Origin of the sequence: Pseudomonas sp. B37(2017) (genome assembly GCF_002112885.1) — a bacterium.
GTDB classification, from domain to species: Bacteria; Pseudomonadota; Gammaproteobacteria; order Pseudomonadales; family Pseudomonadaceae; genus Aquipseudomonas; species Aquipseudomonas paraglycinae.
In genome coordinates this window covers 85,949-104,340 of record NZ_NEIX01000006.1, presented here as the reverse complement: position 1 = coordinate 104,340, position 18,392 = coordinate 85,949, and the positions used below count along the sequence as shown (strand labels likewise).

Here is an 18,392-nt window from a genome sequence, read left to right as displayed (position 1 = left end):
CTGCATGCGGCGTGTGTCGACGACCGCCAGGCGGTTCAACGCACGCGAAATTCTGGAGGGGCGTAAACAACATCGACCAGCAGAGCTGGCCGATGCTTGAAACGATCAGCCGTAATTAAACGACTGGAGCACGCCAGTCATCGGAACCCGAAGTACCGGAGACTTCGTGGGTCCAGGTGATTTTGCGGTAGGTGAACTGCACTTCTTCCAGGTGGGTGAAGTGCGAGTTGCCTGGATCCTGGCAGTTGTGCATTTTGTTGTTGATGGCGACGATGATCGCGTCTTCCAGTTTGGTGGTGTAGTAGTGCTCTTGGGTACCTTGAGCCGAAGTGCGGTACCACTGGATAACGATTTCGCTCATGCGCTCGCCGGAGGTCAGAGCAGCTTGCAGCAGTGGCGAAGCCTTGTCGTAGACCTTGGTGATGATCACTGGCTTGTGAACGCGCTGACCGGTTGGCTGACCGGATTGCGGGTCACGCGGGATGATCACGTCGTGGCTGAACGCCTGAACCATGACCTGGTCTTCGTGACCTTCCTGGTAGGTGTTGCCAACGGAGTCGGCGGTGAAGGCGCCGGCAGTGATCAGGCCTTGTTTTTCGCCGGTAACCGACATGTACGCTGGTGTTGCCATGGGAGGTGCTCCTTGCGGATAAAGTTAGGGTGCCCGGGAGGCGAAATCGCCCGGTGGGTGCCTGACTGTTATCAAGGAGCGTGCCAGCTTTTGGCACATACCCGGGAGCTGGGGACTTCGCCGCTCTGCTTCGCGGTTTTGAGCGTTTTTTAAACAGCGACGTGGCTGGAAGTGCGCAAGAAGTTGCGCAGTACTGCGCAACTTCTTGCGCACTTGGCTGGAGGCCTTGAAACACATGGCCTCCAGCGGAATCGGTGAGCGTTTTCAGGGAGCAAGTGCGCAACTTCTTGCGCAGTATGGCCAATCGCCGCTTTTCACGCGGAGCGGGCGATTGAAGCGAGGCATTCCTCGATCGAGCGTTGCTGGGTTTCGGCATACAACCCCAACTCATCAATGGTCGAACGCCCCAACGCCAGCTCGAACGCCTGTCGGTTGGAATGCTCGCCATAGTGCGTCTGCGCTGCGTCTCCCAGGTTCGACTGAAAAATCCCCGCTGCACTCACCGGCAGGAAGTCTTCGTACACCAGCGGTTCGGCTTTCACATAGCCGTCGCGCAACAATGCCTGCAGCGAAACATCAGCGGGATGACCCGCCGCCAGCCCTTTGTCTGTCAGGAAATAACGGAAGTACGCCAGTTCCTGCTCGCGCATGCCCTCGAGGCTGTCAGGGAATTCGCTGAAATGCTGGGTCATCAGCGCGTTGTAGCGTGAGGCATTGGCTTCGTTGGAGAAATCGCCGAGTTCATCGCGCGCCGCGTTCAGCAGGCGGTCGTACAGCGCGCGGCCTTTGGGTGTCAGCGCCGCGCCGCGTTGTTCGATTTCACCGAAGCGTGCGCTGTGGCTGCCTCGGGTTTGCGTCTGGTCGGTGAAGGCGATCGGCTCGTCCAGCGCCTTGAAACTGGTCTGACGCAACAGGATCGGGTGCTGCCGACGCGGTGGGCCTTCGATCACCGCCTTGGGCGTGATGCCGTGCTGCGGCATCTGCGCCTGGACGATGTCGATGTCCAGCGTGCGCGGGGTCAGGTGGTTGATATGCGGACCCTTGAAGGCCACGACATCGGCGATCAAGCGATGCTGAGCGCTGAGGGTCTGGTATTGCGCAGCGGTGACGGTGGCGCTGTGGTGCCAGCGAAAAGTCTCCAGCGCTTGCAGGACAAATTCCCCGGCCTCGGATTCATTCAGGCCGCCAGCGGCTTCTGCCTGTTCGATCAGCCTTAGCGCCGAAGGCGTAAAGATCGAACGCTTATCCAGCACTGATTGAGCAAAGGCTCGCAGCTCGGGGTCTTCAATCAATTCCAGTCGCAGCAACGAAGTGAACACCCGGAACGGGCTGACCTGCAGCGCCTCTTCATGCACCGCGCGAAATGCCGTGGAATGCACCGGCACCCCGGCAGGTGTCAGGTCGTAATAGCCTACCGGTTGCATGCCCATCACCGCGAACAGGCGGGCGAGGGTGGCCAGTTCAGCGGCGGTGCCGACGCGGATTGCGCCGTGGCGCTCCATGTCCAGCCGTTCGATTTCGCCGGTGCTGTGCAGTTGACTGGCGATCTGCGGTTCGCGTGCCAGCACGTCGCGGTTGGTCTGTTCCACCAGTTCCATCAACGCGCCGTACAGCGGCACTTCTTCGCGGTACATGTCGGACATCGCTTTGGAGAAGCGTTGGCGGATCAGGTCGGGGCTGACGAAAGGCTGCACGGTCATGAAAAAAATTCCTGGCACGGTCACGTAAAGGATGTCGGAAAAGATCGCAGCCTTCGCCGACGCGGGCAAACGAAGAATCCTACGAACTTCATTCTGCCAACGACTGACCGTTTACCTGTCCTGACGCGAATTCTCCCCCAGAAATTCCCGATACAGACGTGCCGTATTCGACGGTTGCTCGACCATCGGCATATGGCCGACGCCGTCCCAGACATCGACTCGCAAATTGCTGATGCCTTTGCTCCAGACCGGCACGCTGCTGACGTCGATCAACCGGTCCTTGCGGCCCCAGAGCAACAGCGCCGGGCATTTGATGTCCGGCAGTTTCGGCTCCATCGGCGGGCTGGCGCGAAAATCCCGGAAGATCTCTTCCAGTTCATCGCGACATTGCTCGTATCGCTGGGCGATCGCGTCGAGCACCAGACCGGGTACCCACGGTGGTGAGGCCATGGTCATCGCATAGAAGCGTCGGAATTCTTCCCGGGAGTTGATCAGAAACGGATTGTGCCCGCGGGCCAGGTGGCGCTCCATGTCGCTGGCTTCGGGCGCAGTGACGCCGGCCGGGTCGATCAGCGCCACCGAAGCGATGCGGTCCGGGTAGGTCGCCGCCAGCCACGCGGCGATGTAACCGCCCATGGAGTTGCCGATCACATGGACCTTCTCGACGCCGCAGACGTCGAGCAACTGAATCATGCGCTTGGCCTGCACCGGAATGTCGTAGCCACCGCCGGCCTTGAAGCCGGTCTCGCCGTGGCCGGCCAGGTCCGGGATGATCACCCGATACTGCCCGACAAAATGCCGGGCAAAGCGTAGCCACAAGTTCTTTTCGGCACTGTAGCCGTGCAGCATCAAAATGCTGCTTGACGCTTCATAAGGCCCGCCTTGCCAGGTCGACACGGTCATTTCGGCAATCGGAACTTCAATCTTGTGCAACCGGTACAGCCTGGCCTCCAGGGCCGCGCTCAGATCGTAGAGCCAATGGCCGACCGCCGGGTAACTCAACCAGCTCCAGGCCACGAAAACCGCGAGGGCGACAAACAGCAAAAGCATCGTGGGTCTTCCTTGTTCAAGACAGAATGTGGTCAGCCGGTTTCAGCGTCCGGGTCAACCGGTGGTAGCTGAAACTGAAGCCGGGGAACATCGCGATCACGTGACCGCTCCTGCTTTGATACCAACTGTGGCAGCCGCCGGTTTTCCAGACCGTGCGTTCCATCTCCCGGTGAATCATCTGAGTGTAGGTACGTTCTGCTTCGGGGCGAACTTCGATGCTGCGCAGACCTTTGGCCTGCAAGGTGCGGATGCAGTCGAGGATGTAGTTCATCTGCGATTCGATGATGAACAGCGCCGAGGTGTGGCCGATGCCGGTGTTCGGCCCGGTGACGATAAACAGGTTGGGAAAGTCCGGCAGGCTGGTGCCGAGGTAGGCGCGCGGGTATTGCGCCCAGATGTCGCGCAGTTGTACGGCGTTTTTTCCGCTGACCGGGTAGGAAATCACGCCGTCGGTGGCGTCGTAACCGGTCGACCAGACGATCAGATCGACGTCGATGTGCCGGCCGTCTGTGGTGACGATGCCGGTTTCGTCGAGGCTGGCGATTCCCTGTTCGCGGCTGTGCAGCGTGACGTTGGGCAGGGTCAGCGCCGGGTAATAGGTGCTGGAGAGCAGCACCCGTTTGCAGCCGATGGTGAAGTCCGGTGTCAGTTTTTTCCGCAACTCAGGGTCAGTCACCTGGCGTTTGAGAAACTTCAGGGCCTGGCTCTGCACCATGTGAATCGCCGGTTTCGAGTATTTGAAGGCGATGACCCGGGTTTCGAATTGCCAGTAGATCATCCAGCGCAGCAGTTTGTAGGCGGGTTTCAGACCCAGCAGCCAGCGCTGGAACCGACCGAACGTACGGTCGGCCCGGGGCAGCACCCAGTGCGCGGTGCGCTGAAACACGTGCAATCGGGCGACCTTCGGTGCAATCGCCGGAATCACCTGGGCCGCACTGGCACCGCTGCCGACAATCGCCACCCGTTTACTGTGATAGTCGTAGCTGTGGTCCCAATTGTTTGTATGAAAGGTCTTGCCCTGAAAGCGATCCTGGCCGGGGAAGTGTGGGATAACCGGTTGGCTCAGTGGCCCGGTGGCATTGATCAGGAACTGCGCATAAAAAATACCTTTGGTGCCGGTGTGTACGGCCCAGCGTTTTTCGGTGTCGTCCCATTCGACGCGTTCGACGTTGGCCTGCAGTTCCACCCGATCACGCAGGCCGAAGCGTTCGACCACATGGTCGGTGTAGCGGTGCAGTTCAGCCTGTTCGGCGAACATCTGGGTCCAGCGGTAAGGCGCAAAGGACAGGGAATACAGCGGCGACGGTACATCCACCGCTGCACCGGGGTAGGTGTTCTGGCACCAGGTGCCGCCGAAAAAGTCCCGGCGTTCCAGCAAGCGAAAGTCGTCGATACCGGCCTTGAGCAGATTGACCGCCGCGCACTGGCCGCCAAAACCGCTGCCGATGATCAACACTTGGTAGGTTTGCATGGGCCTCCTTCTTAGAGTCTTTTTTCCATTTTCCTACTTTCATGTATAGCCAAACATTTGCCTGCCGTATGGCGGTAATGACGGGGTATTCGGCCCGCTGGCCGGTGATGGCTATTTAACGTCGCCCTGATAGACTCTCAGCACATCCGGTCTGCGGCCTGCGCAGTGCCGTTGAGTGGTCGAGGCCCCTATGGGAAGAACGGGAGGAAAGGGACTTTCACTGGCCAGGAGGCTTTATACATCGCGAACCCTCGGCTTGGTCTTGGGGCTTTTGTGCGTGAGCGTCGCGATGTATCCGCTCGACCCGCCGGCCTGGGTCTGGGCGCTGATGCTGTTTAACGGTCTGGTCTGGCCGCACCTCGCGTATCAATGGGCCCGCCGGGCGAAGGTTCCGTACCACGCCGAACACCGCAACCTGTTGATCGACGCCTTCCTCGGTGGCTTCTGGGTCGCCGCCATGCACTTCAATCCCTTGCCCAGCGCCACGACCATTTCGATGATGGCGATGAACAACGTCGCCATCGGCGGCCTGCGTTTTCTGCTGGCCGGGGCGGCGGCGCAGTTGCTCGGCGTCGGCGTTGGACTGGTGGTGTTTGCCCCCGCGTTTGTCCCGATGACCACACCGGCGCAACTCTATGCCTGTCTGCCGTTGTTGATGCTGTATCCGCTGGCGCTGGGCTGGATCTGCTTTCGCCAGGCCTACACCCTCGGCCTGCATAAACGCGAATTGCTGGCCCTGAGCCGCACCGACAGCCTCACCGGTCTGCTCAATCACGGCGCCTGGAAGGATCAACTGGAAGTCGAATTCGAACGCTGCAAACGCCAGCAGACAGGCGCGGCGATTGCGCTGATCGACATCGACCACTTCAAGGCAATCAACGACACCTACGGCCACGTGGCCGGCGATATCGTCCTGCGCCAGCTGAGCAAGATGCTCAAGCAGAACCTGCGTATGGCCGATGTGGCGGGGCGCTACGGCGGCGACGAGTTTTGCGTGATCCTGCCGGACTTGCCGCTGTTCAACGCGGCGCAGGCGATGGAAGCGTTGCGTGAGCGTTTTTCCTTTCTGGTGTACGAACAGAACCCGGCGCTGAAAGTCAGCCTGAGCATTGGTCTGGCGGCGCTCGATCCGGCTCACGGCGACGCGACACGCTGGCTGGATGACGCCGATCAGGCGCTGTACGAAGCCAAGGCCGGCGGGCGTAACCGGGTGATCTGCTGCAGCGACGACAAGCCACGGCGCGAGGTATTCGATTCGGTTTGAACGGATTGGGTGTCGCATCCGGGATAGAGCCTTGGCGCGATGTCAGGTACGGTTCAGTACCCGACACGAAACAAGGATTGATTCATGACGTTCAAATTCCCTCGTTCCCTGCTGGCCGCCGGTCTCGGCCTGACCCTGTCTTTCGCCACCGCTGGCGCGTTCGCCGAACCGCACAAACAGGTGCTGGCCTACGCAGAACAGTACAAACCCGAAGCCCTGAAGCTGCTCGAACGCCTGGTCAATATCGACTCCGGTTCCGGCTATGAGCCGGGGCTCAAGCAAGTCAGCGACATCGCCATCGATGAGCTGAAAAAGCTCGGCGCCACCATCGAGCTGGTGCCCAACACCCCGGAAAAAACCAACCACGTACTCGCTACGCTCAAAGGCACCGGCAAGGCGAAAATCCTGCTGATGGCACACATGGACACGGTGTTCAAGGAAGGCTCCGCCGCCGAGCGACCGTTCCACATCAAGGACGGCCGCGCCTACGGGCCGGGCGTGATGGACGACAAGGGCGGGATCGTCGCCAGCATCTACGCGCTGAAAATCCTCAAGAACCTCGATTTCAAGGACTACGCGCAAATCACCTTCCTGCTCGATGCCAGCGAGGAAACCGGCTCGGACGTCGCCACCGACCTGATCAAGAAAACCGCCAAGCTTCATGACGTTACCCTCAACCTCGAACCGGGCCGCCCGGCCGATGGTCTGGTGGTGTGGCGCAAGGGCAGCGCGACCGCGCTGGTCGAGGTCAAGGGCAAGGCGGCCCACGCCGGCGTCGCACCGGAACTGGGGCGCAACGCGGCGATGGAGGCGGCGCACCAGATCCTGCAACTGGGCAAGCTCGGCGACGAGGCCAAGAAAACCACCATCAACTTCACCGTGCTCAAGGCCGGCGACCGCACCAACGTGATCCCGGATCAGGCCACGGCCAAGGCTGACGTGCGGGCGGCAGTGCCGGAAGAGTTCGACCGGATCGAGAAGGATCTGGCGCGGGTGTCGCAGGACAAGTTGATTCCTGACACCGAGGTGAAAACTTCATTGCAGCGCGGCTTGCCGCCGATGCCGCAGACGGCGGAGTCGGATCGTTTGATGGCGATGGCCCAGGGGATTTACGGTGAGATTGGCCGCAAGTTGACCGAAGAAGGCAGCGGTGGGGCGGCGGATGCGAGTTTGTCGGCCGGGGTTGGGACGCCGACGCTGGATGGGTTCGGGATTGTTGGCGGCAACATTCATACGCCGGAGGAATACGCGGAGGTGGAGAGTGTGGCACCGCGGATTTATCTGTTGTCGCGGATGATTATGGAGTTGGCGAAATAGTAGTTTGATATATCAGAGTTAAGCAGTCGTCGTGAACGTAGGCTGCTTGCTTTGTTTGTAATAAGCCGAATCATAAAGTGTTCATGTTAGTCAGGTTTTTGAGATAGGAAGCAAGCAATTTCTTTGCTTAGAAGAATTATGTTTTCTTCCGATGTGTTACACAGGTACTCAAATATAGCAAGGTCGTTAATAAACTTGTTTTCTGTGATAGCTTTGTAGAAGTGCTTGTCTGTGGTGATATGATCAGCACATTTAAAGTCCGGTAGAAACTCAGAGATTTTATGGTCTTCGAAAATTTTCTTCTCAACGCTATCGAAGGGTAAGAAGTAAGTGTTAGGGCAGTTTTTGATGTGTTTGTATATTTTTTGATCCCCGTCCAGGATTGAGATTACGTTTTCTGGACTGGAAAGAAAATGTTCTTTTGCGTTGAGCAATAGTAGTTTTATTACATTTGATCCCCCTCCAATTGGTACGATTTTGTACTGGGAAAAATTAGCTGGGCAGTACTTTGAAATCATGAAGATGAGAAAATTTTTTAGCATCTCATCTTCTGTCAGGATGTATTTGTCCCAGCCAATAAATCCAAACATTATGCTTTTAATATAGTTGTAGGAGGCGGGTGTGATATCGCCTTCACCATGAATGTTTGTCATGTAGAAAAGCTCTTTGTTTTTTAATGTTCTCATTAGGGCGAGTGAATGGGTAGTACATACAATATTTACTTTGTATGTTTCGCAGAATGCGCGGAGTCGCCGTATTAAATGGGCTTGGGTCGCCGCATCTAGCGAAATATCTATCTCATCAATTACGATTAGCTTACAGTGGTTGGTGATTTTTCTGTACAAACTGATCAGGAAGAATTCACCTGAGCTTAGGTGGTCTTCTCTAACATATCTGTCACCCTCAAGTGGTATGCAGTAATATTTCGTGTTTTTTATTTTTATTTCAACAAGATTTTTGAATTTGTCACTGGAATAGATGTCGCTTAGAAACTCAATGAGTTCGTGAGGGTACGTAAACCTTCCTAATATGATCGCTGTTCGTATGTCCTTGTCCGCAGTGCTGATACTTTGGAAATGGTTGAATCGTTGGCCACACGGCATTGGCAGCTCGACATCGATAGTTTTTTTTATTTCTTCAGGGATGGCTGATTTACAGTTAAGGCTGTTGATCGATGTGTCGAAAGTGAACTGAAATTCGTTAGTGCCGAACCTGTATGTTACCTCGCTATCGGCTTTGAATATGCCTGATGAGGTGGTCTTGGAGAAGGTGTCCGCAGATCGGAAATTAAGGATTGCTTTGATGAGCGTTGTTTTTCCTATTCCGTTCTTTCCTACAATGCATGTGAGCTTGTTTTCACTCAAGTCAACGCCAAAAGTCAAACTCTTAACATGCTGTATGTTTTTTAGCTCGACTGATAGTAGCATTATAGTTTGTCCGACTTATGAAGGAACATATCCACGGTAGTTGTGCCGTATTTCTTTCTTAACTTGTCGAGATAGCTGGGGTCGACTGTGTTGTAGTAGTTAAGATGTCCCGATATTTTTTCTATAGCGCCATCGAAGTCTGATCCTACGATTTTTTTGAATGTCTCTTTGTTGGTGAGGTAATAGTGAAGTTTGATTTCTGTATCTTTTTTGAATTTTATGTCTATGGATACTTTTCCGTTTGGAAGGATTACCATTCCTAGTAGCTTGATTTTGTTCCCTGTCTGAGTGTGTTTGCTTTTTGCATCATTGATCGAGAGTTTGTTTTTTGTAATTTCGGATAACTTTTGCGATATGTATTTTTCAGCCTCAAATATTGAGCTTTTTTCCATGGAGGAAATGATTATGTCGTCAGAGTATCTAGAAAAAACTAATGAGTTGTTTTTGCAGTATTCTTGAAGAGTGTTGTCGAAAGTAATAAGGCATGCATTGCTGAGAGTTGGTGAGGTTGAGAAACCCACAGGTACTGAGTTGTTGACTGTCAAGGTTTTTACTATTTTTTCAATGTGATCTTGAATATCAGATATTGGACATTGTTCGATATTTTTGAGAATTGTTTCTTTTACCATGTCTTCGTCAATGCTGTTGAAGAAGTTTTTTATGTCGGTCTGAAAGAAATATTTGCTACGGGAATGCTTAGATACTGCATCTACGGCATTTACCCCTTTTCTGTATGAAAAAACAACGTCTTCATTTGTATCTAGATGATCAAGAAGTATCAGTTTTATGAAGGAGTGAAAGGTTCTTAGTTTTTTGTTTGGTACGTGTACTTCTCGATCATTGTATTTTTTTGTTTCGTAAAGACTGGTTATCTCGCCTGTGTCTAACTCAGGAAATTCGAATTTCCCCTGATGCATTGCGACTAACAGCTCTTTTAGAGGTCTTTTGTTCATTTTTTACGCCTTGGGAAGACTGCCGCAGCGAGAATACGACTTCGACAAAATATGCCGCAAAGTATCGTGTGAAACAATCGTTTCTAAAAAAAGAGAAGAAGGAGTTCCTGACGTAGGAAAAATGTTTCCTAAGGACGTGATGGGTAGGAAATTTCGGATCAGGTACGGATGAAAAGAATCGATCTGTAGCTGTAATCGATCAAAAGAAGTACGTATCTATTTTGACGACAGAGGATGAGACGACAAGAAACTGTCTGCTTGCGTAGGAGGTTTTACTATTTGTGTGCCTCTTAGCTCAACGCTAAAAGGCACACAAACGTAAAAGGAGACTAGACACCTGTAGAGGCCAGATTTGATGACTGGAGATGCTCCTAGTCACTGGCATGACTCGGACTGTAGATCAAGGAGTCTTGGAAAACAAGGTGTGAATTGGTGCGTAGTCTGAGCGGTCGTGGATGTAGGTGCTTTGGGCTCTTCGAACCCTTAAGCCCTTGTCTTTTTTGCGCACAACTTTCCAAGACCTTTCCTACAACGTACCCTGTTGCCGCGTTTCGGTGCCGACCCCTATAGTCTGGGCTCGCGGAAAAACTCCGCGAACGACCTTGGCCGGTCGGGCAGGCAAAACGCTACAGCGTCATCGTCCAGACATTCTCGTGCCTGGATTCGCTTTATGGCAGCTGTGCGCGGGACACCTTCGGGTGTGCCGGATGTGGTCTGCCCGGTCGGCCAACCCGCACACAGCCGCCACCTTCTTCGCTTGGCCGCGAACGGTGGTTGCTCTATTGGAGTTACACCATGACCGATCAAGTAATCCCCCGCTACCTCCCCATCGACACCTACGACGCCGAATCCCCGGTGCTCTTCATCAATACTCAAAAAGAACTCAGCGACATGGCCGCGTGTGCGATGCACCGTTTTGTGGTCGTGCGCGATCTGGCAGACACGTTTTCCAGTCTCGACCTCAAGGGCATTTCCGATTGTGATCTGACGCGCATTACCAGCGCGGTGCATCTGCTGATGCGAGAGGGCTGCGCCATTCTGAACGTGATTCAGACGCGAGCATTACAGCGGGAGGAAGGCTTCAAGGCAGCGGTGTAGCGGTTTCGCGGCGGGCGCCATGCGAGTGGACTCGTGATGGCGTCGGGCCGCTCTGCCTCTTTGTAGCGTGTTGCGAGGTTACTCTTTGACGCTCATGTATTCCTTGGCCCAGAGGATGTATTCCTCAGGCTGGGTGTAAGTGTGGGTCAGTTCGGTGGCGCTCAGGTCCGAGGCCTGGGTGAAGATCTGGCGTTGTTCGCGCAGGCTGTCGTAAGTCGCCTTGATCGCCGCGAAATAAGCACCGTGGCCGTCGATGGTCACGCGCACACCCAGTTCGGCCAGGCGTTTGTCGTCGCGCAGCGCCGGGTTGCCGTAGGTCACCAGCATCAGCGGGACGGTCAGGTGTTCGGCGATCTGCTCGAGCTGATCGAAATCCTGAATCCCGACCATGCAGATACCGTCGGCACCGGCGGCCTGGTATTGCTTGGTGCGGCTGATGATTTCCTGGTTCGGCAGGATGCCGGCGTTAGTCCGGGCGATGATTGCCATCTCCGAATCGACCCGTGCTTCCAGTGCCGCGCGGATCTTGCCGACGCCTTCGGCGACGGTGATCAGGTCGGTGGATTTACGGCCGAATTGTGCCGGCAGCAGGGTGTCTTCGATGGTCAGCGCGGCGACGCCGGCGCGTTCCAGTTCGACGATGGTGCGCATCACGTTGAGCGCGTTGCCGTAGCCGTGGTCGGCGTCGGCGATCACCGGCAATTGGGCCACGCGGCCGATGCGGGTGGCCTGTTCAGCGAATTCGCTGAGGGTGATCAGGGCAAAGTCCGGAGCGCCCAGGACCTGCAACGAGGCGACCGAGCCGCCGAGAATCCCTACTTCAAAACCCAGGTCAGCGGCGATGCGGGCGGACATCGGATCGAACACCGAGGCGGTGTGATAGCAGGTGTCGGAAGCCAGCAGCTGACGGAAGTTACGGCGCAAATCTTGATGAGAAAGCCTGGTCATACGAGTTCCACCAATACAAAGGAATGGAAAGGCTTGAGCAAAGGTGTCAACGCCGAAGGTGAAAAGGCTATCACGCCAATGGGTCAAGGATCATGACGAATTAACGAGGAAGTTAACCAGGAAAATCCTGTTCAGGCTTTCTTGTTGCAGGCAGAGGCGCTCAGGCCGCCACCGCCTGCTGCTGTTGATTGGGCAGCGGCACCGCCCGCACCGAGTTGCCCGGCTGCAATTGCAGGCGTTTGGCGGTGAGGCGGTCGATCACCAGACTGCTGCCGACCCGACGGCCCGGCGCGACGGTGATGCGGCAGTTTTCCAGGCGCCGATTGTGGATCAACCACAGCGGCGCCTGATCGTCCGGGGTGCCGATGCTCAGGGTCAGTTCCAGGCTGTCGCGCACGGTGCGGATGCTGCGGATCGGTGCTTCGATCACCGGGCCGCCGTCGAAGATGTCGATGTAGCCTTTGTGAGCGAAACCCTCGGACTGAAGAATTTTCAGGGCCGGTTCGGTGTTGGGATGGGCCTGGCCGATCACGGCCTGGGCCTGTTCGGTGAGCAGGCAGGTGTACAGCGGCTGACGTGGCATCAGTTCGGCGATAAACGCTTTATTGCCCAGCCCGGACAGATGGTCAGCATGGCTGAAATCCATCTGGAAGAAGTGCCGGCCCAGACTGTCCCAGAACGGTGAACAGCCTTGCTCGTCGGCACTGCCGCGCAGTTCGGCGATCATCTTCTCGCCGAACAGGTGCGGGAATTCGGCAACAAACAGCAAACGCCCCAGCGATAGCAGACGCCCATTGCTGCCGTGGCGCTGGTCGTGGCGCAGGAACAGCGAGCACAGTTCCGATTGGCCGGTCAGTTCGTTGTTGAGGAACAGCGTCGGGATCTGCCGTTGAATACCCAGGTCCGGCGCCGAGCTGACGGTCAGCCCGACCCGATAGTTGTACCAGGGCTCACGCAGGCCGACGGCCCCGGCCAGGGCGCTGACCCCGACCACTCGCTGCTCGTCGTCTTCAAGCACGAACAGGTAATCGGCATCGGCCCGCTCGACCTGTTCGGCGAAGGCGCGTTGAGCCCAGCGTACCCGGTGGGCCAGGCGATCTTCGTTGGCGGGCAGGGTGGTGAACCCCGGCCCGGCCTGTTGCACCAGCGTCATCAACGCTGGCAGGTCGCTGACTTGAACCGGACGGACAATCATGCTGCAACTCCTTTTGCGCGCCTGCTCGGGCACTGTCGTTGGGTAGGGGCGCGGTTCACAGGGCGATCAACCGGATCGTGCCGCCAGCGCGGACGTTGAGCGCCGCGCATAGGGCCGGGTCAAGCCCCAGGGGCTGACCGGGCTGGAAATCCAGCTCGGTGACCACCGCCCGAAAGCCATGCAGAGCATCGTTGCTCACCAGATAGCGACCGCGAGCATCGATCAGGGGTTCCTCCTGAACCGTGACTGTCTGGCTCTGCGCGATCGAACGGATGTTGGCGGTGCGTGCATACAAGGTCGGGCCGGCATCGAACAGATCGATGTAGCTGTTGGTTTCAAAACCCTCGCGCTCAAGGATGTCGAAGGCTTCCTGGCCGTCCGGGTGGATGCGACCGATGCAGTCCTGCGCGGCTTGCGGCAGCATCGGCACGTAGATCGGGTATTGCGGCATCAGTTCGGCGAGAAACGTACGGCTCTGCAAACCGCACAGGCGTTCGGCCTCGACGTAGGGCAGGTCGAAGAAATGTTTGCCCAGCGCATCCCAGAACGGTGAATGCCCTTGCTCGTCGCTGTAACCGACGATTTCGGTGATCACCGCTTCGGCAAATCGCGGCGCGTGGGCGGCGATGAACAGCAGCCGTGCCCGCGACAGCAATTCGGAAAACGGCGTGCGCACCAGCGCTGCGTCGATGTGAAAACCGCGCAGCAGCGTATGCCCGCTGAGGTCGTGGCACAGCGACAGCGCCGGCACGCCGTGCTCGATGTTCAGCTCCCGCGAGGCGCTGGTGAAGTGGCGGTTGCGCAGGCTGTAGAACGGCTCGTTGAAACCTGCGGTGGCGAGGATTTCCGAGCAGCCGACCAGTCGATGGCTGTCGATGTCTTCCAGCACGAAGAAGTAGTTCTCCGGGCCCTGAGCCGCCGCATCGCTGTCGAACGAGGCGCAGGACGCGGCGATTTTTTCGCCCAGGCGTTCGCTGTCGTCCGGCAGGGATGTGACGCCCACCAGGCTGTCGCGCGCCAATTGTTGCAATTGAGGCAGGTCGTTTGGCTCGACTGGACGTAAGACCAGCATGGATGCACTCCTGTATCAAAAGGTTCGGCCCATTCGCCGAACCTGACTATCACTGTCGGTTTCCACGCGTTAAAGCGGCGGTCGCCTGATTTGTTGTCAGACGCCGCTCTTTTTCTTGTCAGCCATTGCTCGGGTCAGGCAGCGCGGTACTGGCGCCGAGCTTGTTCAGGAAGAACAGGTACACCAGACCCAGTGCGATCCAGATCAGGCCGAGTTTCTGTGCATCGACGCCCATGTTGTACATGATGGCCGCGACGATGATGAAGCCGATCACCGGGCAGATCAGGTGACGGATCACCTGGCCGGACTTCTGCCGACGCCAGTAGTAGTTGATCACGGTCAGGTGCAGCAGCATGAAGCCGCTCAGGGCGCCGAAGTTGACCAGCGAAGTCAGGGTGTCCACCGAATTGATGAACAGGTAGCAGATCACCAGCGACAGCACGGCCACCAGATAAATGCTCAGGTACGGCGTGTTGTGTTTCGGGTGCACCTTGGCCAGCACTTTCGGCAGCTTGCCGTCGCGGGCCATGCCGAACAGCAGGCGCGAGACCGCCGCTTGTGAAGTGATCGCCACCGCCACGCCCCAGGCCAGAGCCGTGGCCACGCCGGTCAAGGTTGCCAGCCAGCTGCCAGCGGCGATTTCGGCAATTTCATAGAACGCGGTGTCGGCGGACTTGAAGCCCATGCCGGCTGCCAGATCGGTAGCGATCCAGGTTTGCGCGACGAAAATCACACCCATCACCACCAGCGTGATCAGTGCCGCTTTGCCGACGCTGCGGCCCGGATCACCCTTGATCTCTTCGGCGAGGGTGGAGATTGCATCGAAACCGAGGAACGACAGCACCGCAATCGACACCGCTTGCATCAGCAGGGCGAAGTTGAAGGTTTCCGGGTGATACAGCGGCGCCAAGGTCAGTTGGCCGTTGCCGCCACCGTTGTGCAGGGCATTCCAGGCGTAGAACAGGAAAATCCCCAGGACAACAAGCTGCGCCAGCAGGAACACAATGTTCATGCGAGCGGTAAAGGTGATGCCACGCAGGTTGACGAAGGTCGCGCTGACCAGGAACGCCAGGATGAATCCGACTTTCGGGATGTCCGGATACAAATGGTTGAGCGCCATCGCCGCATATACATAAAGCAGCGGCGGAATCAGCAGGTAATCGAGCAGCATCAGCCAGCCGGCGATGAAACCGACGTGTTGATTCAGGCCCCGTTGCGCGTAGGAATACACCGATCCGGCAATCGGAAAGGCCCGGGCCATGCTGCCGTAACTCAGCGCGGTGAAGACCATCGCCACCATGCCGATGATGTACGCCAGAGGCACCATCCCCGGTGCCTCCGCGTTGACGTAGCCATACACGCCGAACGGGGCGATGGGGATCATGAAGATCATCCCGTACACCACCAGATCGGTCAGTGTCAGGCTACGTTTCAACTCCTGTTTGTAGCCGAACTCTTCTATTTCCATGAAGCGCAACTCCTTGTCAGCCAATCGGTCGTTTTAGTTGTTATATCGGTCCGTCGTTTACAGCGTCAGCAGTGGTTACAACAATCCTTACAGCAATGGAGCCAGATAATCCGCCCAGCGGGTTACCGCTTCCGGGCTACGCAACAGGTCGTTGCGCACTTCGATCAACACCGACTCCAGGCCCCGGGCATCGCCGTGCACCGGCACGGTCATGTCGCCCAGCGGGTCGATCTTGTACGGCTGGTTGCCGGCGACTTTCAGCGGGTGTCGTTCCAGACCGTCGAGCATCCGCTGGGCGTAGGCCCGGGCCTGACCGAACAGCACGCCGACTTCCAGCTCACGTGGCTGGCCGTAGTACACCGGGGTAAAACTGTGAATCCCTACCACCCGCACCGGCCGACCTTCGGCCAGACGTGCATCGATCAGTTGTTGCAGCCGCGTGTGAAACGGCTTGAACAGGCACTGGCGACGGTATTCGCGGGTGGCTTCGTCGAGCTCGCGGTTGCCCGGCACCTGATAGATCTCGCTCTGGGCCGGGATGCTGTCGGGCGCATGCCGGGGGCGGTTGAGGTCGATCAGCAAGCGCGAATAGTTGGCGCTCAGCAGCGTCGCACCCAGTTGCTCCGACAGTTGCTCGGCCAGCGCCAGGGCACCGATGTCCCAGGCGATGTGTTCGCGCGCGGCCGTGTCATCCAGGCCCAGATTGTTCAGGGCCTCGGGGATGTAGCGGCTGGCGTGTTCGCACACCAGAATCAGCGGGTGCGTCGAATCTTCACGGCTCAGGTTGTAGACCGGTCGGGTGTACAACCCAAGCTCGGCGGATTCAGTACAGGCGTGCATAGTGCTCACATAGATCAGCGGGCGAGAGCTGTTCCGTCAGCGCCAGTTCCTCGGTTTTAAGGGCGAAAAAGGTTTCGAGCAACGCGCTTGGCAGCGCTTCGACCAGCGCTTCACTGCGACGCAGGCAATCCAGTGCCTGGGCCAGGGAGGCGGGCAGGGCAACGATGCCCCGGGCCTTGCGTTGTTCGTCGTTGAGTGAATCAGGGATTTCATCGGTGATCGCGTTCAGCGCCAGACGTTGCTCGATCCCCAGGCGTCCGGCGATCAGCAGCGCGGCCATTGCCAGATGCGGCGAGGCGGTGGCGTCCATGGCGCGGAATTCCAGGTTGTATTGCTTCGCCACGGGCTTGTTGCCCAGGCTCACGGTCGGGCAGATGCGCAGCGCCGCTTCGCGATTCTGTTGTCCGAGGCAGGCGTAGGACGCGCTCCAGTGATGCGGTTGCAAACGCTCATACGACACCGGCGTCGGTGCAGTGAACGCACACAGTGCCGGCAAGTAATGCAGCACGCCCGCCGCCCAGTGCTGGCCGAGGGTCGACAGACCATTGCTGGTGCCGGCGTCGTAAAGCATTGGCTGACCGGCCAGATCGAGGAGGCTGATGTGCAGGTGCACGCCGTTGCACACCGCGTCGGCAGCGGTTTTTGGCGCAAAGCTCAGATCCAGACCCATCTGCCGGGCGATTTCGCGGGTGATCTCGCGCACGTTGACCGCGCGATCCGCCGCCGCCACGCCTAGGGTTGGGCGGCAGGTGATTTCGTATTGATGCTTGCCGTATTCGGGCAGGAACATTTCCGGCTCGACGCCACCGGCGCGCAACGCGCTGAGCAGCCAGCCACCGAATTCGGCGCCCTGGCGCTGGGCTTCCAGCGAAAACGCCAGGTGTTCGGCAAACCCGGCGTGCAGATTGAATTCGTGTTCGAACGCGGCGTTGACCTGCAAGCCGAGTTCATCACGATAGCGCTCGACCTCGTTGCGCAACAGGGTGCGCGGGCAGGCTGCCCATGGCCGGCCATCGGTCTCGCGGATGTCACCGTGGATGAAATCCAGCGCTGGCGCTGCGGCGTCCGGACCGTTGCCGACGGTGACGCGGCTGGCCAGATCGGGAATCAGCCGCAGGTCGCCATAAGCGCCCCACGGACTGGTCGAAGCGATGATGTCCTGCGGCGTCAGCGCGCTGTTGGCCGGCACCCAACCACAACCGGCGGCCTGATAATGCTCCAGCTCATCGGTGGGAAACGAACGGCCACGGGTGATGCCGATCAGGTCGGTTGTGACGATGGTGGTCATCGGCAACGGCGACAGGCGTTCGCTCATGGCTGCATCTCCTGCAACCGGCCGAGCACGGTGTCGGTGTCGGTGATCCAGCAGTAGCCCTTGATCGCATTCAGACAGGCGTCGTGGCGTGCTTCGGTGTAGGTCGCGCAGGCGTCCGCCACCAGAGTGACGAGGTAGCCACGGTCAGCGGCGTCACGCACGGCCATGTCCACGCATTGGTCGGTGACGATGCCGGCGATGATCAGGTGACGGGTTTCAAGGTTGCGCAGCACGTAGTCGATGTTGGTCGAGTTGAAGACCCCGGACGAAGTCTTCGGCAGCACGATTTCGTTTTCCACCGGGGTCAGTTCGGCGATGACCTGTGCCTGCGGGCTGCCCTTGGGCAGGTGCATGTCCGACAGCTTGTGATCCAGCGAGCGGTCACGGCCGTCGGCGGTCAGGCTTTCGATCAGGGTGTGCAGCACGTTCTGCCGTGCATCGCGGAAGGCGTTGAGCAGTCGGACTTGATTGGGCACCACTTGCGAGCGCGTGCGGTTGAGGAAGTACGCGGCATCCGGGCCTTCGAGGTGCGGGTCGAACTGTGGTTCGAGCCAGGCGCGCTGCATGTCCACCAGCAACAGGGCGGTGTGATCGGTGACAAACGGCAGGTCCCGTGGCGAGCGATGGGGAAGGCTGAACATCC

Annotated in this window: 16 protein-coding genes; 3 read left to right on the top strand and 13 right to left on the bottom strand. The window is 57.8% G+C overall.

Annotation, left to right across the window (positions count from 1 at the left end):
* Positions 1–115 precede the first annotated feature (115 nt).
* The 4 genes from CAF90_RS16790 to CAF90_RS16775 all read right to left on the bottom strand — a co-directional run bounded on the left by CAF90_RS16790 (position 116) and on the right by CAF90_RS16775 (position 4,852).
* Entirely contained in the window at positions 116–631 is a 516-nt protein-coding gene (locus tag CAF90_RS16790; protein ID WP_003226246.1) for an Hcp family type VI secretion system effector, read from the bottom strand.
* A 314-nt stretch (positions 632–945) separates the two neighbouring features.
* The gene (locus CAF90_RS16785) at positions 946–2,331 is read right to left on the bottom strand and encodes a VOC family protein (RefSeq protein WP_085607624.1); all 1,386 of its coding nucleotides are present in this window, start codon (positions 2,329–2,331) and stop codon (positions 946–948) included.
* A 111-nt stretch (positions 2,332–2,442) separates the two neighbouring features.
* Positions 2,443–3,381, bottom strand: coding sequence for an alpha/beta fold hydrolase (locus CAF90_RS16780; protein ID WP_007956226.1), 939 nt, complete (start codon positions 3,379–3,381; stop codon positions 2,443–2,445).
* A gap of 16 nt (positions 3,382–3,397) precedes the next feature.
* The gene (locus CAF90_RS16775; protein WP_085607621.1) at positions 3,398–4,852 is read right to left on the bottom strand and encodes an NAD(P)/FAD-dependent oxidoreductase; all 1,455 of its coding nucleotides are present in this window, start codon (positions 4,850–4,852) and stop codon (positions 3,398–3,400) included.
* 190 nt (positions 4,853–5,042) lie between these two features.
* Here CAF90_RS16775 and CAF90_RS16770 point away from each other — a divergent pair, with 190 nt between their 5' ends.
* Both CAF90_RS16770 and CAF90_RS16765 read left to right on the top strand, forming a co-directional pair.
* The gene (locus tag CAF90_RS16770) at positions 5,043–6,116 is read left to right on the top strand and encodes a diguanylate cyclase (RefSeq protein ID WP_085607619.1); all 1,074 of its coding nucleotides are present in this window, start codon (positions 5,043–5,045) and stop codon (positions 6,114–6,116) included.
* An 84-nt stretch (positions 6,117–6,200) separates the two neighbouring features.
* Positions 6,201–7,433 (top strand): M20/M25/M40 family metallo-hydrolase, encoded by a 1,233-nt coding sequence (locus CAF90_RS16765; protein WP_085607617.1) that lies wholly within the window; start codon positions 6,201–6,203, stop codon positions 7,431–7,433.
* Positions 7,434–7,519: 86 nt separating this feature from the next.
* Here the strand turns inward: CAF90_RS16765 and CAF90_RS16760 are convergent, their stop codons facing one another.
* Both CAF90_RS16760 and CAF90_RS16755 read right to left on the bottom strand, forming a co-directional pair.
* Complete coding sequence (locus tag CAF90_RS16760; protein WP_085607615.1) at positions 7,520–8,860, bottom strand: AAA family ATPase; 1,341 nt, start codon at positions 8,858–8,860, stop codon at positions 7,520–7,522.
* Positions 8,860–9,813 (bottom strand): reverse transcriptase domain-containing protein, encoded by a 954-nt coding sequence (locus CAF90_RS16755; RefSeq protein ID WP_085607613.1) that lies wholly within the window; start codon positions 9,811–9,813, stop codon positions 8,860–8,862. Before CAF90_RS16755 ends, CAF90_RS16760 begins: the two co-directional genes overlap by 1 nt.
* Positions 9,814–10,608: 795 nt before the next feature.
* Between CAF90_RS16755 and CAF90_RS16750 the strand changes: the two genes are divergently transcribed.
* On the top strand, positions 10,609–10,911 hold the full coding sequence (locus CAF90_RS16750; protein WP_064595275.1) for a hypothetical protein: 303 nt from the start codon (positions 10,609–10,611) through the stop codon (positions 10,909–10,911).
* Positions 10,912–10,989: 78 nt separating this feature from the next.
* Here CAF90_RS16750 and CAF90_RS16745 read toward each other — a convergent pair whose 3' ends face one another.
* The 7 genes from CAF90_RS16745 to CAF90_RS16715 all read right to left on the bottom strand — a co-directional run bounded on the left by CAF90_RS16745 (position 10,990) and on the right by CAF90_RS16715 (position 18,390).
* Positions 10,990–11,859 (bottom strand): oxaloacetate decarboxylase, encoded by an 870-nt coding sequence (locus tag CAF90_RS16745; protein ID WP_007956238.1) that lies wholly within the window; start codon positions 11,857–11,859, stop codon positions 10,990–10,992.
* Positions 11,860–12,019: 160 nt separating this feature from the next.
* Positions 12,020–13,054, bottom strand: coding sequence for an arginine N-succinyltransferase (gene astA / locus CAF90_RS16740; protein WP_007956239.1), 1,035 nt, complete (start codon positions 13,052–13,054; stop codon positions 12,020–12,022).
* Between the two features lie 55 nt (positions 13,055–13,109).
* A complete protein-coding gene (locus CAF90_RS16735; protein ID WP_085607611.1) occupies positions 13,110–14,126 on the bottom strand; it encodes an arginine N-succinyltransferase in 1,017 nt (338 codons plus the stop codon).
* A gap of 118 nt (positions 14,127–14,244) precedes the next feature.
* Entirely contained in the window at positions 14,245–15,594 is a 1,350-nt protein-coding gene (locus CAF90_RS16730; RefSeq protein WP_011333496.1) for an APC family permease, read from the bottom strand.
* An 87-nt stretch (positions 15,595–15,681) separates the two neighbouring features.
* Positions 15,682–16,434 (bottom strand): N-formylglutamate amidohydrolase, encoded by a 753-nt coding sequence (locus CAF90_RS16725; protein ID WP_085607609.1) that lies wholly within the window; start codon positions 16,432–16,434, stop codon positions 15,682–15,684.
* Positions 16,418–17,749: a glutamine synthetase gene (locus CAF90_RS16720; protein ID WP_085607607.1), complete on the bottom strand. Its 1,332-nt coding sequence runs from the start codon at positions 17,747–17,749 to the stop codon at positions 16,418–16,420. The genes CAF90_RS16725 and CAF90_RS16720 overlap by 17 nt, the downstream gene beginning before the upstream one ends.
* A complete protein-coding gene (locus CAF90_RS16715) occupies positions 17,746–18,390 on the bottom strand; it encodes an isochorismatase family cysteine hydrolase (RefSeq protein WP_085607605.1) in 645 nt (214 codons plus the stop codon). Before CAF90_RS16715 ends, CAF90_RS16720 begins: the two co-directional genes overlap by 4 nt.
* Between the last annotated feature and the right edge of the window lie 2 nt (positions 18,391–18,392).